The sequence below is a fragment of the Sphingomonas sp. G5 genome (assembly GCF_052660795.1).
On record NZ_CP109660.1, the window covers coordinates 2,933,456 to 2,947,299 of the forward strand.

Consider the following 13,844-nt stretch of genomic DNA (forward strand, 5'->3'; position numbering starts at 1 on the left):
CTTCCCTCACAACCCCGTACCCAACCCGACAACAAGAACGGTGATCACAATGAAGTGGAACAAGAAAGCGACCGCGCTGACGGTCTTCGGCATGGCGGCGACCCTGACCCTCGCGGGCTGCTCCGGCGGAGCCGCCTCGGGCGGCGCCTCGGGAGGTGCGGACGGCGGGTACAAGATCGCGTTCGTGCAGGGCGTCGCCGGGGATGAGTTCTACATCTCCATGCAGTGCGGCATCCAGTCCGAAGCCGCGAAGGAAGGCGCCACCGTCACCACCCAGGGCCCGGAGAAGTTCGACCCCACCCTGCAAAAGCCCATCGTCGACGCCGTCGTCGCCTCCAAGCCCGACGCGCTGCTGATCGCCCCCACCGACGTCTCCGCGATGCAGGCACCGATCGCGGCGGCCGAAGCCGCCGGCATCAAGGTCGTCCTCGTCGACACCACCCTCGAAGACCCCTCAGGGGCCGTGTCGCAGATCTCCTCCGACAACGAAGGCGGCGGAGCCGCGGCGTTCGAGGCGATCCAGAAGGCCAACCCGAACGGCGGGAAGGTCCTGGTCGTCTCCACCGACCCGGGCGTCTCCACCACCGACGCCCGCGCCCAGGGCTTCGAAGACGCCGTCAAGAAGGACTCGAAGTTCACCTCCGTCGGTGTTCAGTACTCCCACAACGAACCCTCCACCGCCGCCGAGATCGTCACCGCGGCGCTGCAGAAGGACCCCGACATCGTCGGTATCTTCGCCGCCAACCTGTTCGCCGCCGAAGGGTCCGCCACCGGTGTGCAGCAGGCCGGGAAGCAGGGCTCCGTCACCATCGTCGGCTTCGACGCCGGCCCCGCGCAGGTGAAGGCCCTCGAAGCCGGCACCGTCCAGGCCCTCGTCGCGCAGGAGCCCGCCACCATCGGCGAAGACGGCGTCAAGCAGGCCATCGCCGCCCTCAAGGGTGAGGCCACCGAAGCCAAGATCCAGACCGGTTTCACCATCCTCACCAAGGACAACATCACCACCGACGGCAAGGACGCGGTCTACAAGTCCTCCTGCTGACCCACCCCCGGATGCCGGGGCCTCTCGCGCGACGCGGGGGTCCCGGCATCCACCCTTCTGCTCACGGTTCGGGGCGGGTTTCGCACCGAACCCGCCCGATCCACCGCCCCTCTCCCCGACACACGGAGCCCCGCATGACCGACCTCACCGCCGCCGCCCTCCCCTCTCTCGCGGCGAACGTGTCCGTGCCGACGTACGACCGCACGGCCGTGCGCTCGCGGATCGTGCACGTCGGGGTCGGCGGGTTCCACCGGGCGCACGAGGCCATGTACCTCGACCGTCTGCTCGAGGCCGGCCACACCGAGTGGGGCCTGTGCGGGGTCGGCGTCCTTTCGTTCGACGCCGCCATGCGCGACGCCCTCGCCGCTCAGGACGACCTCTACACGCTCGTCACCACCGCACCCGACGGCACCTCCGCCGCGCGCGTGATCGGCTCGATCGTCGAGTACCTCTTCGTCCCCGACGACCCCGAGGCCGTCGTCGCCAAGCTCGCCGACCCCGACACCGCGATCGTCTCGCTGACCATCACCGAGGGCGGCTACGGCATCGACGACGCCACGGGCGACTACTCCCCGCGCGATGAGGCGACTCTCGCCGACCTCGACGGCTCCGCCTCCCCGCGCAGCGTCATGGGCCTGCTCGCCGAGGGACTTCGTCGGCGGCGGGATGCCGGCATCCCGGCGTTCACGGTCATGTCCTGCGACAACATCCAGGGCAACGGGCACGTGGCCCGCGCCGCCCTCGTCGGCTTCGCCCAGCGCCTCGACCCGGGGCTCGCCACGTGGATCGCCCGGAACGTGTCGTTCCCGAACTCGATGGTCGATCGGATCACCCCGGTCACCACCGACGAGACGCGCGCCGCGGTCGCCGAGGAGTTCGGCATCCGGGATCGGTGGCCGGTGCGCAGCGAGTCGTTCGAGCAGTGGGTGCTCGAAGACGCCTTCACCGCCGGCCGTCCGCCGTTCGGCGAGGTCGGCGTGCAACTGGTGGACGACGTCGAGCCGTACGAGCTGATGAAGCTGCGCCTGCTCAACGCCTCGCACCAGGCGATGAGCTACCTCGGCATCCTGTCGGGTGCGCACTACGTGCACGAGGTCTGCACCGACCCGCTCTTCGTGGACTTCCTGCGGGGGTATATGCACGAGGAGGCGATCCCCACGCTCCGGCCCGTGCCGGGTATCGATCTCGACGCCTACTGCGACCAGCTCATCGCCCGCTTCGGCAGCGAAGCGATCCGCGACACCCTGGCGCGCCAGGTGGTGGACGGCTCCGACCGGCTGCCGAAGTTCCTGCTCCCCGTCGTGCGCGAGCAGCTCGCCTCGGGTGGGCGCATCGATCACGCGGCTCTCGTGCTCGCGGGGTGGAGCGTGTTCCTCGAGGGTCGCACGGAGAGCGGCGACGAGACCCCCGCCGTCGACAGCCGCCTCGACGAGCTCCGCGCGATCGTTCACGACGACCCGGCCGCGCTGCTCGACTACGCGCCGGTGTTCGGCGACCTCGGCCGGAACGCCCGCCTGCGCGAGGCCTACCTGTCGGCGCGCGCGTCGCTGGCCGAGCGGGGAGCGCGCGGCGCGATCGCCGCTCTCACCGTCTGATCCCTCGGGTGCGCCGCCGAAGGGCGCTCGCGCGACGGCGCATCACCCGTGGCCGAGGCCCCGCAGGAATCCGCTGATCGCGTCGTGGAACCGGGTCGCATCCTGGTTGGCCTCGTTGCAGTGCCCGGTCGTGTCGAACGCGACGAGTTCGGCTTCCGGATGCCGTTTGACGTACGCGAGAGATCCGCTCACCGGCACAACGGGGTCGCGCAGGCTGTGCACGATCAGCGTGGGCACCTGCGGAGCGGGGCGCGGGCCGTCGACCCAGTTGAGCGCTCGGGCATCCACCGCCTCGACGAGTCCGAGCGCCCGCGCGCCGAGACTGCTGCCGAGGATGCGCATCGACGAGCCGGCGACCGAGCGAGGAAGACGAGCGCCCGCGACGGCGTTCTCGACGACGCGCGTCCAGTCGAGGGCGGGAGCGACGAGCACGAGGCCGGTCACGCGATCGCGGTGAGCCGATTGTTCGAGGGCGAGCATCGCGATCGTGCCGCCCATCGACCACGCGACCACCACGATCTCCCGAGCCCCCTGCTCGACCGCGTAAGAGATCGCATCGTCGACATCGCGCCATTCGCGCGTGCCGAGCGTCGAGGGCAGGGAATCCGCGGGAGCGCACTCCTCATCCCCCGCGTACGACACGACGAGTGACATCCAGCCCGCATCCGCGGACGCCGGGGTGGAGCGCAGGGCACCGTTGCGGCTCGAGCGCAGGCCGTGCACGTGGATCGTCCACCGTCCGTCGGCGTTCTCGCGGTCGCCGACCTCCCACGCCTCCGCGACACCGCCACGCCGAAGCGGCACGGAGACGTGGCGGGTGGGACCGACCTCTTCGGGGGCGCCGATGCTCTGCGACGTCCAGGTGGCCACGGCATCCCCGTCCTCGAGTCCGTCCGGACGCGAAGCGAGGGTGCGCACCACACGGTTCTTGTCGATGCGGAGCGGCTCGCCCACGACGACGTGCCGGCCGTCGTCGAGCCACAGGCCGTAGGTTCCCGGCTCGCGGCTCTCCCGTGTCGCGGGCACGGTGACCGTGTCGCCCGCGACCGTGATGGGGGCGTAGACCTTCGGCGCCTTGGGCGCGATGAGGCGGCGGGCGACATAGCCGGCGAGGGCCGTGTGGGCGACGGCGACGGTCGCGGCGGCGACACCGGTGCCGACGGCGAGGGATCGGATCATGAAGGGGCTCCCGAGGTTCGGCGGGTCAAGTGGGCGTCGATGTCGTCGAGCAGGGCGCGCTGCGCGGGGGTCAGCGGCGTCGAGGTGGCGATCGCGTCGTCTTCGACGGCGACCCGCAGGGCGTGCAGGCGCGTGTCGGCGACGGCATCCACGGGCAGTCCCGGAAAGGAGTCCGCCCCGCGTTCGCGCGCGACGGGCTCCAGCCGCGCGAGCAGTTCCTCCCCGCGTCGACGGATCTTGGCCGTCGTTCGGGATGCCACGAAGATGCCGATCACGAACGACACCACGCCGAGGTAGAACAGGGGGTCGAACAGCGCGCTGACCACGGCCTCGGGTGCGAAGAACCGCGACAGCGTGAGATCGAGGATCTCGCTCAGGCACCCGAGGACGATCCCCACGGCACCGATGCGGAAGAACGCGCGGGTCCTCGGGAGCGAGCCACGGGCCGAGCGGAACAGCAGCAGGCCGACGAGGGCGATGCCCGCCATGTGCAGCACCCCGTAGGCCCAGGCCCCGGTCGAGGTCGTCGCGAGGTCTTCGAGGAAACGGAACGACGACGTCCCGCGCTCGGGCATCGCGATGAAGAAGACGGCGGCGAAGAGCACGGCGAGGCCCCCCGGGAACCACCACCGCAGCGATCGGATACGCGCCGTCACCGGTGCCGTCCCGGCCTGGATGCCGAGCCACAGTGCCACCATCGTCAGCACGTTCTGCACGAGCTTGAGGATGTTCGTCCCGCCGATCAGGCCGTCGAGCATCGCGAGCGGGATCACCGTGCCCTGGGTGAGCAGGGCGATCGAGCCGATGAGGGCCGCGAGCCAGGCGATGCGCGCGCGCGGCTGGTGCCAGGCGACCCGCGCCCGGAGCACGACGACGAGCAGCAGCCCGACGAGCGCCGCGTCGATGAGCATCACGGTCACCACGACGATTCGGCCACCCTCGGCGAGGTGTAGAGCACGCGCGCGATACGGTGCGCGACGTGCTCGGCCACGAGCTCCGCCTCGTACTCCGGCGTGGTCAGCTCGGGATTGTCGTGCGGCGAGACCGAGGAGCGCTCGTGCAGGGCACCCGAGCAGTGCGCGTCGTCGAGAAGGTGCCCCAGTTCGTGGGAGGCGGCGAACTGGCTGTAGATCGCGGCATCCGCGGCCCGGACGTGAATGCTGCCCTCGCGCCGATCGGCGAAGTAGGTGAGGAAGCCCGTCAGCGTTCCCCACCCGGCGGTCTCGGCCTCGCGCACGACCCGCAGACGGATCTTCAGCGCCCGCTCGACCGCGTGCACGACCTCGTCGAACGTCATGCCGGGGGTCAGACCCGCGCGTTCGAACGCCCGATCCGCGCGCGCTTGCACGCGGGCGAGCATCTCGTCCGCCCCCGTCACCGCCGCGCCCCCTTACGGCTGATCATGTCGCGGGCGGCCTGCTTCGCAACGACCGGGCGATCGCCCGGAGGGCGTCGGGCGACATCTCCCCCAGGGCGCGGAACTGGATGCTGCTGGCCCCCGCTTCGCGCATGGCGTCGCGCAGCTCGAGTTCGGCCTCGGTGCGGTCGGTGACGGCGTCGTCGGTGTAGTCGGTGAGGTACTCGGTGGGGACGTCGGCCCACTGGGTGATCAGGCGGAGGACCTCTTCGTCGAGCACGACCGTGTTGGTGACGGCGGCCAGCAGAGCGCGGGCGCTCTCGGCAGCCGCCGGGTCGACCTCGTCGAGGTGGTCCATGAGGTCGCTCTCGCTGACCGCCTGGCTGTCGACGAGCCGGCGGACCCGTTCGGCGAGCGGGGAGGCGGGAACCCGCATCTCGATCCGAGGGGCCGACTCGGGATTCGCGACCTCTTCGGGGGACACCCCGAGAGCGGCGGCCAGCGCCTCGATGTCGTTGGTGTTGTAGGGCAGCGAGAAGCCGGCCCGCGACTGGTAGTAGCTCTTCGTCATTCCGGCGCGGCTGAGGAGCTCGCCCACCGTCAGGCCTTTCGCCTGGCGGAGGCGGTCCACATTCGCCACCACTCGGCGGGAGTACCGCGAGGGTGGTCCGACAGCGCCGCGACCCACGTTTCGATCGTAGACGCCCTCGACCACCGCCGGACGACCGTATTTACGGCCTGACCTCGGGTGCTATTTACGAGGGGCTGTGCTTGGATGGAGGAAGACCGCGAGCGGGGGGTCCGTGGGGGAACCCCTCGCGCGCGAGCGATCGGGAGAGGCTTCCCGATCCGTCGGCGACGGGCGCGGCACCATTGGGGGGTGCCGCGCCCGTTCGCTTCCCGGACCGGAAATCGACGCCCGACCCGGGTGGAACGCCTCAGAGGCCGCAGGACTCCCGCTCGACGAGTGAGACGTCGATCACCGTCAGCTCGTCGAGACCGAGACCGGCGTCGGGCTGCAGGCGCGCGAACACCCGCTCGGCCGCGAGCGCTCCGATGCGGCGCGGGTCCTGGTCGACCACCGTGACCGAGGGGGTCAGGGTGTCGGCCATCGGGAAGTCTCCGAAGCCGACGAACGGCAGGGACTGCCCGCGCAGCACGTGCGCCAGCGCCATCGAGGAGCGGGCGTTGGCCGAGAAGACGGCGGTGGGCGGATCGGCGAGCGCGCGCAGGCGTTCGAGGGCGGATGCCGCGGACGCGCGGTCCGACACCTGCGAGGCGATCAGGTCTTCATCCACGTCGACCCCCGCTTCGCGCAGCGCCCGGCGCCAGCCCTCGACGCGCTTCGTCTCGGTCGAGAGGTGCACCATGTCGCCGAGGTAGGCGATGCGGCGATGCCCGTGCGAGAGCAGGTGAGACGTGGCGAGGTGCGCCCCGGCCTCGTCGTTCTCGGTGAACGTGTCGGTGAGCAGGCCCACCGGAGCACGGTCGACGAAGACGATCGGCGTGTGTCCGCGCCAGCGCTCGAGCCACGAGTGGTCGGTGCCGACCGGAGCGATCACGAGACCGGTGAGCTGGCGTCCGAGGAGCGACTCGAGCGCGGGCCGCTCGTCGGCGGGGTCCTCGCCCAGGCTGGTGACGAGGGTGGAGAGTCCCCGGCGGCGGGCGGTGTCCTCGACGGAGCGCGCGATCGCAGCGAAGAACGGGTCGACCACGTCGGGAACGGCCACCCCGATGACCGAGGCGCGACCCGCGCGGAAGGTGGTCGCCAGGGCGTTCGGAACGTAATTGAGCTCCCGCATCGCGGCCTCGACGAGGGCGCGGGTGTCGGGCAGCACGTGCGGGTCGTCGTTGAACACGCGCGACACGGTCTTGGTGCTCACCCCGGCGCGCAGGGCGACATCGCGCATCGTGGTCACGAGGCACCTCCGGGGTAGGGGTTCGGGCGGGGAGCTGCTCCGACAGGCCACCCTATCCGGCGGCGGGTCGAACCCGCCCGCCCGGGACCTCGACGACGCTCCCCCGCATGCACCCGCGGTGAGCGCGCCCCGTCTCGGGCGGGCGTGGTCATGTCAGCGACCGTCGACGGCGTCGGCGAGCTCACGCAGGCGCGGCAGGGCGCGCCCCGAGAGCAGCTCCTCACGGCGACCGGCGTCGATCGACAGGCTGTCCTTCCACAGCGACCGACCGGCCATCGCGCCCGAGGCGCCGTTCGCGACCGCCGTGCGCACCTGCTCGATGAAGGTCTCGTGATCGACGCCGGCCGACAGCACGGCCCACGGCACACCCTGGGCGACCTCGGTCACCCGGGCGCTCGCCTCCGCCGACCCCGGGTACTGGAGCTTGAGGATCTTCGCGCCGCACGCCACCGCGAGCGCGGCGCCGTCGACGACGAGGTCGGCGAAGGCGGCCTTGTACTCCTCGTCACTCTCGCCCTCGAGCTGGTAGGTCAGCAGTTCGACGATGAGCAGCAGGCCCTCGTCCTCGCACGCCTGCACGAGGTCGCGGATCTCCTGCGCGACGCGGGAGTCGGCATCCTGCCTGTCGGGGCGCGTGTAGTAGAGCATCTTCGCCACGGTCCCGCCCATGTCGCGGACGGTGCGGGGGGTCACCCCCGGTACGAAGCGCGTGTACTTCAGGCCGTCGACGGTCTCGAAGCCCGAGGCATCGAGACCCACGACGAGACCGGTCTCGCGGTCGAGCACGCCGTCGTCGACGATCTGGGGAAGCGCGACCTCGGGGTCGAGCAGGATCGCGGGAGCGTGGTTGGCGAGGTGGCGCACGAGGTCGGCCTTCACCTCGGCGAGCTCCTCGCGCGTGATGGCGTCGGAGCCGCCCGGCGCGTCTTTGATGGCCGCCTTCATGCCGTTGCGCTGGTCGGCGGCGACGATGAGCATGTGGCCGCCGGGGGTGCTGATCGATTGGAGCGCGCGGCGCTCGAGCGTGGTGAGTTCGTTCATGATCTCTCTTCTCTGGGGTCTGTTCGCGCGTCCGATCGGGACGGGCGCGGCGAGTGCGGAAGTCAGGAGGGGACGGATGCCGAGACGAGGCGCCGCGCCCTGTCGGCGGCCCCCCATGCGACGTCCTGCTCGCGGGTGGACAGGGACGGATTCGGAAGCACCTCGGCGCGGGCGCGTCGGACGGAGGCCATGCCCGCCCAGCCGCCGGTGAGGGTCGCATGGGTGGCCGGGGCGACCTCGCGGTCCATCGCGGCGATGAGCGCCGCGATCTCGTCGTTGCTGTGCCGCAGCGCAGCACCGAAGATCTCGGCGGGCGACGCCTCGGCGTGAAGGGCCAGGCGCAGCACGCCGTCGTCGTTGCGGGCACCGGTCACCTCGATGGCCCCCGCCGGCAGCTCTCCCTCGAACGGCAGAGCCATCACCGCGTCGTCGAGCGCATCTCGACCGGCGCGGTCGGTGATCCCCGCCGCGTGCAGCGCGCGGCGCAGCAGCAGCCCGGTCTTCACCCCGGCGACGAGCACGTGCTGGCCGGGAACGACGTGGCGCACCTCGTTGATGAGCGCGTCGGCGAGGCGCTGTCGCGCCGCGAACCCGAGGGGTGCGTCGAGCACGCGCAGCAGCACCTCGGCGGTGCCCAGCGACACGTGGTAGCCGGCGGCATCCAGGGTCCCGTTGGCTTGAGCGGCGACGAGGTGATCGTGGCCGGCCACGGTGAGGGCGGCGCCGTCGACACGGGGACCGAAGGCACCGGATGCCGTGCCCCAGGGCAGTCCGCCCCCGCGCAGCGGTGGCAAGAGGTCGTCGGTGACGCCCAGCGCGTCGAGCATCGCGGGCCAGGCGGCGCCGGAGTCCTGGTCGATGAGGCCGGTGCGCGAGGCGAGGGAGAGTTCGAGGGCGATGTCGCCTCCGAGGGCCGCGACGACGAACTCCGGCAGGTCGAGCCATCGGAGGCCGGCGAGGTCGGTGCCCTGGTCGCGGAGCCAGGCGAGCTTCGCGACGCTCACCTGCGCCCCGAGAGGAAGGCCGGTGCGCCCGGCGAACTCCTCGCGGACCGCGGCGGGGAAGGCGGCGATCTGATCGAGGCCGCGGGGATCGAACCACGCGAAACCGGGAGCCACGGCGGCGCCGTCGGCACCGATGAGCATGCCGGTCTCGCCCATGCCCGCGACGGCGAGCGAGGTCAGCGGGGCGGTGGTGCGGGGTGCGAGTTCGGCATCGACGAGGTCGACCAGCGCACGGATCGCGCGGAGCAGGTCGTCGGCGACGATATCGGTCGTTCCCGCCGCGCCCACGCGCCACGGCGTCGGCACCTGCGCTCCGGCGACCTCGGCGCCGTCGTCGTCGATGACGAGCATCTTGATCGCGGTGCTGCCGAGGTCGAGCCCGCCGTGCAGGCGTGCGCGCCCCGAAACCATGTCACCGGTGTCTCGCATGAGCGGCCGTCCTTTCCGGAACTTCTTCGAGTCCCGGAATTTCAAGCATGACACCGGTGACTTGCTACGTCTATGGTGGGGGTATGCCGTCCCCGTGTCAAATACCCGATCCGCTCGCCGTCGTCGTCGCCGGAACCGCGGGAAGCGGCAAGACCACGCTCGGACGGAGGATCGCCGAGACCCTTCGTGCTCCGCTCGTCGACCTCGACAGCGTGACCACGCCGCTGCTCGACGCGCTCCCCGCCGACGAGCTGGGCGGGCACTGGCTGACCTCGCCGCACGCCTCCGCCATCCGCGCCGGCCGCTATGCCGCCCTGCGCGCGACGGCCGCCGACGCCCTGTCCACGACCGGCCGCGTCGTGGTCGTCGCCCCGTTCACCGCGGAGCTCTCCGGCGGTTCCGAGTGGCAGGCGCTGCGCGCCGCCCTCGCTCCCGCCGAGCCGCACGTCGTGCACGTCGACGGAGACCCCGCCGTCCTGGCATCCCGTCGCATCTCCCGCGGAGCATCACGAGACGCGCACCGGCCGGACACGCCGCCGATCTCGCCGGCCATCGCCGTGACCACTGTCGACGCGGAGCTCTCCACCACCCAGCAGCTGGCGCGGGTGCTGCCCGCACTGGGCATCCGCCGCCCGGTCGATGCCGACGCCGCGATCTTCGCGCGCGACTTCGACGCGGTGCTCTTCGACCTCGACGGCACGCTCGTGGACTCCACGGCATCCGTCGTCCGCTCCTGGCGACGCTTCGCCGAGCACTTCGAGGTGTCGATGGAGGCACTGCACGCCAACCACGGCCAGCCCGCGCGCACGCTGGTCAGCCTGCTCCTCCCCGCCGATCGGGGCGCTGAGGCGATCGCGCACGTCACCGATCTCGAGGTGGCGGATGCCGCGGGTCTCGCGCCCGTCCGCGGCGCACAGGAGTTCTTCGCCTCGGTGCCCGCCGAGCGACGGGCCATCGTGACCTCGGGCTCGGTGCCCATCGCGACCGCGCGCCTGTCGGCTGCGGGGTTCGAACGCCCCGCGGTCTTCGTCACCGTCGACGACGTCGTCAACGGCAAACCGCACCCCGAGCCGTTCCTGACGGCGGCCCGGCGTCTCGGCGTGGACCCCGCCCGCTGCCTCGTCGTCGAAGACGCGCCCGCCGGCATCGCCGCAGGCCGTGCGGCCGGCTGCACCGTGCTGGCCCTGACCGGGACGACCGGCGAAGAGGAGCTGACCGCCGACCTCGTGGTGGACGGGCTGGATGCCGTGCGCCTCGACGTCACGGCATCCGGAGCACTGCGACTGCGCCCGCACGACCGCTGACGGGAGGAGATTCCGACGACGGAGGACGCTCGCCCCGAAAATGTCCTCCCTCCCCGGATCCCCTCCCCGCGCGGAGCATGACCGCTCCGCGCCGTCGGCTTCAGCCGATGGGAACCGGCATGCGCTCGACGCCGTAGCTCAGGGTCGCCGACTCACCCGTCTGCTCGTCGAGGAGCTCGACCTCCCAGCGATCGGCGAACTGGTCGACGCCGGGGATCATGGGGATGGTGCCCGAGATGAGGGCCACTCCCTCATGGCGCTCCCCGCGATCGGCGAGCACGTCGAGCCAGTACTGCGGCGAGAGGAGGTCGCCGACGCGTCCGTCCTGGATGAGCGTGCGCTCCTGCCCGACCCACGCGCGCAGCCGCAGGTCGTCGACCCGCCCCCCGAGCGACGACAGGCGCCAGGCTCGCCGGCCGAGCATGTCGGGGCCGGCGTTCTTGCTCCAGGCGACGCCGTGCACCTCGAGGGCGCGGTCGGTGTGGTCGCACGCGACCGTGAGCAGCACGTCGTCGGCGTTCGGACCCGCGATCACGATGCCCCACTCGGCCTCTCCCGAGGTGCGCTCGTGCTGGGCCTCGACGCTGTCGCTCTGCCGGGCGAGGTAGGACGACACCGGGTACAGCGACGGCGTCGTCGTGGGAGCGGGCACGCCCAACTCCGCGAGTTCCTCGATGTGATGACGCACGGCGGCCTGATCGCGGCCCGCGTAGCCGGCGTTGTAGAGGTGCTGCACGTCGATGGAGACGAGGGTGTCCTCGCCGATGATCTCGAATTCCAGAGCGGTCACGTCGCCTCTTCCCATTGTTACGACGCGGAAAAATCTCGCCGCATCGGTTGCGTATACGTTTTGTATACAGGAAGTATGAGGGAAACGAAAACGCGGCGACCCGATGCGCCGACACCAGAGGAGACCCTCATGACGAACGTCCGAAACGCCGCGCCGGGCAGCCGGGAGCGCACGCGCTCGCTCGCCAAGGCGTACACCGCGAGCCTCACCGGCACGGCACTGGAGTGGTACGACTTCGCCGTCTACTCCGCCGCCGCCGCCGTCGTGTTCCCGGTGCTGTTCTTCCCCGAGAGCGATCCGCTCACGGGCGCCCTGCTCGCCTTCTCCACCTACGCGGTCGGTTACCTCTCCCGCCCGGTCGGAGGGATCGTGTTCGGCCGCCTGGGCGACAAGATCGGCCGCAAGAAGGTGCTGGTCATCACCCTTCTGCTCGTCGGCATCGCGACCTTCCTCATCGGCGTCCTCCCGACATACGACGCCGTCGGGCCGCTCGCGGCGGTCATCCTGGTGCTCCTGCGCTTCGCACAGGGAGTGGGCGTGGGCGGCGAGTGGGGTGGAGCCGTGCTGCTGTCGAGCGAATTCGGCACGCCCCAACGCCGCGGCTTCTGGGCCTCCGCCGCGCAGGTCGGGCCGCCCGCGGGAAACCTGCTGGCCAACGGCGTGCTCGCCGTCCTGACGCTGATGCTGACCGACGAGCAGTTCCTCGCGTGGGGCTGGCGCGTCGCCTTCCTGCTGTCGGCCCTGCTCGTCGCGTTCGGCCTGTGGATCCGCCTCGCGCTCGAGGACACCCCGATCTTCCGCGCCATCGAGCAGTCGGGCGACCGTCCGGAGGCCCCGGTCAAGGACGTCTTCCGGCTCGAGGGCCGCGGGCTGCTGGCCGCGATCCTGTGCCGCCTCGCTCCCGACATCCTCTACGCGATGTTCACGGTCTTCACGCTGACCTACGGCCTCACCCAACTCGGCATGGAGCGCTCGCAGGTGCTGACCGCGACCCTGATCGGGTCGGCCTTCCAGCTCGCGCTCATCCCGCTCGCCGGATGGATCAGCGACCTCGTCAACCGGCGCCTGCTCTACGGGATCGCGGCGGTGGCCGCCGCGGCCTGGCCCTTCGTCTTCTTCCTCATGATCGGCGGCGGCTCGATGCCGCTGTTCGTCCTGGGCGTCGTCGTGGGCCTCGCGATCCACTCGTTCCTGTACGGTCCGCAGGCGGCGTTCATCACCGAGCAGTTCAGCCCGCGCCTGCGCTACACGGGGTCGTCACTGGCCTACACGATCGCCGGTGTCTTCGGCGGGGCACTGGCTCCCGTGATCTTCACCGCTCTGTTGAGCGCCACCGGTAGCTGGGTCGCCCCGGCGATCTACCTCGCCGTGGCCGCCGTGCTGACCATCGTGGGGGTGCTGCTCGGCCGCAACCCGCAGCACGCCGAAGACGAGGAGTACCTCGAAGTGCTCTCGACGTCGCGCGCGGGATCGGCGGGAGCCGAGTCCTAGGACCCGGTCAGGATCGTTCGGAGGGTGATGCTCAGGTGGTCGTCGATGGCTTTCTCGGCGGCCGCCTGATCTCCCGCCCTCAGGGCATCGACGATGGCACCGTGCTCGCGCGTGACGGCGTCCCACCGCGACGGTCCGATCCCCAACGCCGCGATCCCCACCCGCACCTGGCGCTCGCGCAGCGCCGCATAGCTGCGGGAGAGGAACGAATTGCCCGCGGCGTCGACGAGAACCTGGTGGAACTGCCTGTCGAGCTCGATGCACGCGCGGGCCTGCTCGAACGTCACACGCGTCAGTCCCTCGGTGACGGCCTGCTGACGACCCATGATCTCGGCGAGCGCCTCGTGCGGCGAAACGCCCTGGAAGAACGCACGCTGGACGGCGAAGCGCTCGATCAGGCCGCGCATCTCCATCAGCTCGGCCGTCTCGCGCGGGGTCAAGGCGGCGACGCGGGCTCCCCGACGCGGCTCGAGGTCCACCAGCCCCTCCGACGCGAGAATCAGCAGCGCCTCCCGGACGGGCGTGCGCGAGACCCCGACCTCGTCGGCGACATCTTGTTCGTTGATGAAGCCGCCCTCGACCTGGGGGTCGGTGAGCAGGGCGCGAAGATGCTCGAGGGCGCGGTCGCGACCCGACGGGGACGTGGCTGTAGGCATACAAAATGTATACAACACGGGGCGACCCGTACGAAGGAGA

General features: G+C 71.2%; 13 protein-coding genes. 4 read left to right on the forward strand and 9 right to left on the reverse strand.

The features are described 5' to 3' along the window. The first annotated feature begins 49 nt into the window (after positions 1 to 49). Together NE358_RS14125 and NE358_RS14130 are read left to right on the forward strand one after the other, a co-directional pair. Positions 50 to 1,039 (forward strand): ABC transporter substrate-binding protein, encoded by a 990-nt coding sequence (locus tag NE358_RS14125; protein WP_289939538.1) that lies wholly within the window; start codon positions 50 to 52, stop codon positions 1,037 to 1,039. 134 nt (positions 1,040 to 1,173) lie between these two features. After that, positions 1,174 to 2,634, forward strand: a complete 1,461-nt coding sequence (locus tag NE358_RS14130) for a mannitol dehydrogenase family protein (RefSeq protein WP_289939539.1) — start codon at positions 1,174 to 1,176, stop codon at positions 2,632 to 2,634. A 42-nt stretch (positions 2,635 to 2,676) separates the two neighbouring features. Here the strand turns inward: NE358_RS14130 and NE358_RS14135 are convergent, their stop codons facing one another. The 7 genes from NE358_RS14135 to NE358_RS14165 all read right to left on the reverse strand — a co-directional run bounded on the left by NE358_RS14135 (position 2,677) and on the right by NE358_RS14165 (position 9,563). Next, positions 2,677 to 3,813, reverse strand: a complete 1,137-nt coding sequence (locus NE358_RS14135; protein WP_103211023.1) for an alpha/beta hydrolase family protein — start codon at positions 3,811 to 3,813, stop codon at positions 2,677 to 2,679. After that, positions 3,810 to 4,733: a hypothetical protein gene (locus NE358_RS14140; RefSeq protein WP_147301899.1), complete on the reverse strand. Its 924-nt coding sequence runs from the start codon at positions 4,731 to 4,733 to the stop codon at positions 3,810 to 3,812. Before NE358_RS14140 ends, NE358_RS14135 begins: the two co-directional genes overlap by 4 nt. Next, positions 4,730 to 5,191, reverse strand: coding sequence for a hypothetical protein (locus NE358_RS14145; RefSeq protein WP_116240184.1), 462 nt, complete (start codon positions 5,189 to 5,191; stop codon positions 4,730 to 4,732). Before NE358_RS14145 ends, NE358_RS14140 begins: the two co-directional genes overlap by 4 nt. A 22-nt stretch (positions 5,192 to 5,213) precedes the next feature. Next, positions 5,214 to 5,801 (reverse strand): helix-turn-helix domain-containing protein, encoded by a 588-nt coding sequence (locus NE358_RS14150; protein WP_146035591.1) that lies wholly within the window; start codon positions 5,799 to 5,801, stop codon positions 5,214 to 5,216. Positions 5,802 to 6,108: 307 nt separating this feature from the next. Then, positions 6,109 to 7,080: a LacI family DNA-binding transcriptional regulator gene (locus tag NE358_RS14155; protein ID WP_103211029.1), complete on the reverse strand. Its 972-nt coding sequence runs from the start codon at positions 7,078 to 7,080 to the stop codon at positions 6,109 to 6,111. 162 nt (positions 7,081 to 7,242) lie between these two features. Further along, entirely contained in the window at positions 7,243 to 8,130 is an 888-nt protein-coding gene (locus NE358_RS14160; protein ID WP_103211027.1) for a tagatose-bisphosphate aldolase, read from the reverse strand. A gap of 62 nt (positions 8,131 to 8,192) precedes the next feature. After that, entirely contained in the window at positions 8,193 to 9,563 is a 1,371-nt protein-coding gene (locus tag NE358_RS14165; RefSeq protein ID WP_220340870.1) for an FGGY family carbohydrate kinase, read from the reverse strand. Positions 9,564 to 9,646: 83 nt separating this feature from the next. On the opposite strand from NE358_RS14165, the gene NE358_RS14170 reads away from it, so the two are divergent. Then, positions 9,647 to 10,867, forward strand: a complete 1,221-nt coding sequence (locus NE358_RS14170; RefSeq protein WP_180993496.1) for an HAD-IA family hydrolase — start codon at positions 9,647 to 9,649, stop codon at positions 10,865 to 10,867. A 100-nt stretch (positions 10,868 to 10,967) separates the two neighbouring features. Here NE358_RS14170 and NE358_RS14175 read toward each other — a convergent pair whose 3' ends face one another. Further along, entirely contained in the window at positions 10,968 to 11,657 is a 690-nt protein-coding gene (locus tag NE358_RS14175; protein ID WP_219728541.1) for a DUF2848 domain-containing protein, read from the reverse strand. 129 nt (positions 11,658 to 11,786) lie between these two features. Here NE358_RS14175 and NE358_RS14180 point away from each other — a divergent pair, with 129 nt between their 5' ends. Continuing rightward, entirely contained in the window at positions 11,787 to 13,148 is a 1,362-nt protein-coding gene (locus NE358_RS14180) for an MFS transporter (protein ID WP_103211017.1), read from the forward strand. Here NE358_RS14180 and NE358_RS14185 read toward each other — a convergent pair. Continuing rightward, positions 13,145 to 13,804 carry a GntR family transcriptional regulator gene (locus NE358_RS14185; RefSeq protein ID WP_103211016.1) on the reverse strand — a complete coding sequence of 220 codons (660 nt, stop codon included), beginning with the start codon at positions 13,802 to 13,804 and terminating at the stop codon, positions 13,145 to 13,147. The genes NE358_RS14180 and NE358_RS14185 overlap by 4 nt on opposite strands. Positions 13,805 to 13,844: the final 40 nt, after the last annotated feature.

What these genes read in the sequence shown, in the direction of transcription:
- NE358_RS14125 (WP_289939538.1), top strand. Translation starts at nt 50, where the DNA reads ATGAAGTGGAACAAGAAAGCGACCGCGCTGACGGTCTTCGGCATGGCG.
- NE358_RS14130 (WP_289939539.1), top strand. Translation starts at nt 1,174, where the DNA reads ATGACCGACCTCACCGCCGCCGCCCTCCCCTCTCTCGCGGCGAACGTG.
- NE358_RS14135 (WP_103211023.1), bottom strand. Translation starts at nt 3,813, where the DNA reads ATGATCCGATCCCTCGCCGTCGGCACCGGTGTCGCCGCCGCGACCGTC.
- NE358_RS14155 (WP_103211029.1), bottom strand. Translation starts at nt 7,080, where the DNA reads ATGCGCGATGTCGCCCTGCGCGCCGGGGTGAGCACCAAGACCGTGTCG.
- NE358_RS14160 (WP_103211027.1), bottom strand. Translation starts at nt 8,130, where the DNA reads ATGAACGAACTCACCACGCTCGAGCGCCGCGCGCTCCAATCGATCAGC.
- NE358_RS14165 (WP_220340870.1), bottom strand. Translation starts at nt 9,563, where the DNA reads ATGCGAGACACCGGTGACATGGTTTCGGGGCGCGCACGCCTGCACGGC.
- NE358_RS14170 (WP_180993496.1), top strand. Translation starts at nt 9,647, where the DNA reads ATGCCGTCCCCGTGTCAAATACCCGATCCGCTCGCCGTCGTCGTCGCC.
- NE358_RS14180 (WP_103211017.1), top strand. Translation starts at nt 11,787, where the DNA reads ATGACGAACGTCCGAAACGCCGCGCCGGGCAGCCGGGAGCGCACGCGC.
- NE358_RS14185 (WP_103211016.1), bottom strand. Translation starts at nt 13,804, where the DNA reads ATGCCTACAGCCACGTCCCCGTCGGGTCGCGACCGCGCCCTCGAGCAT.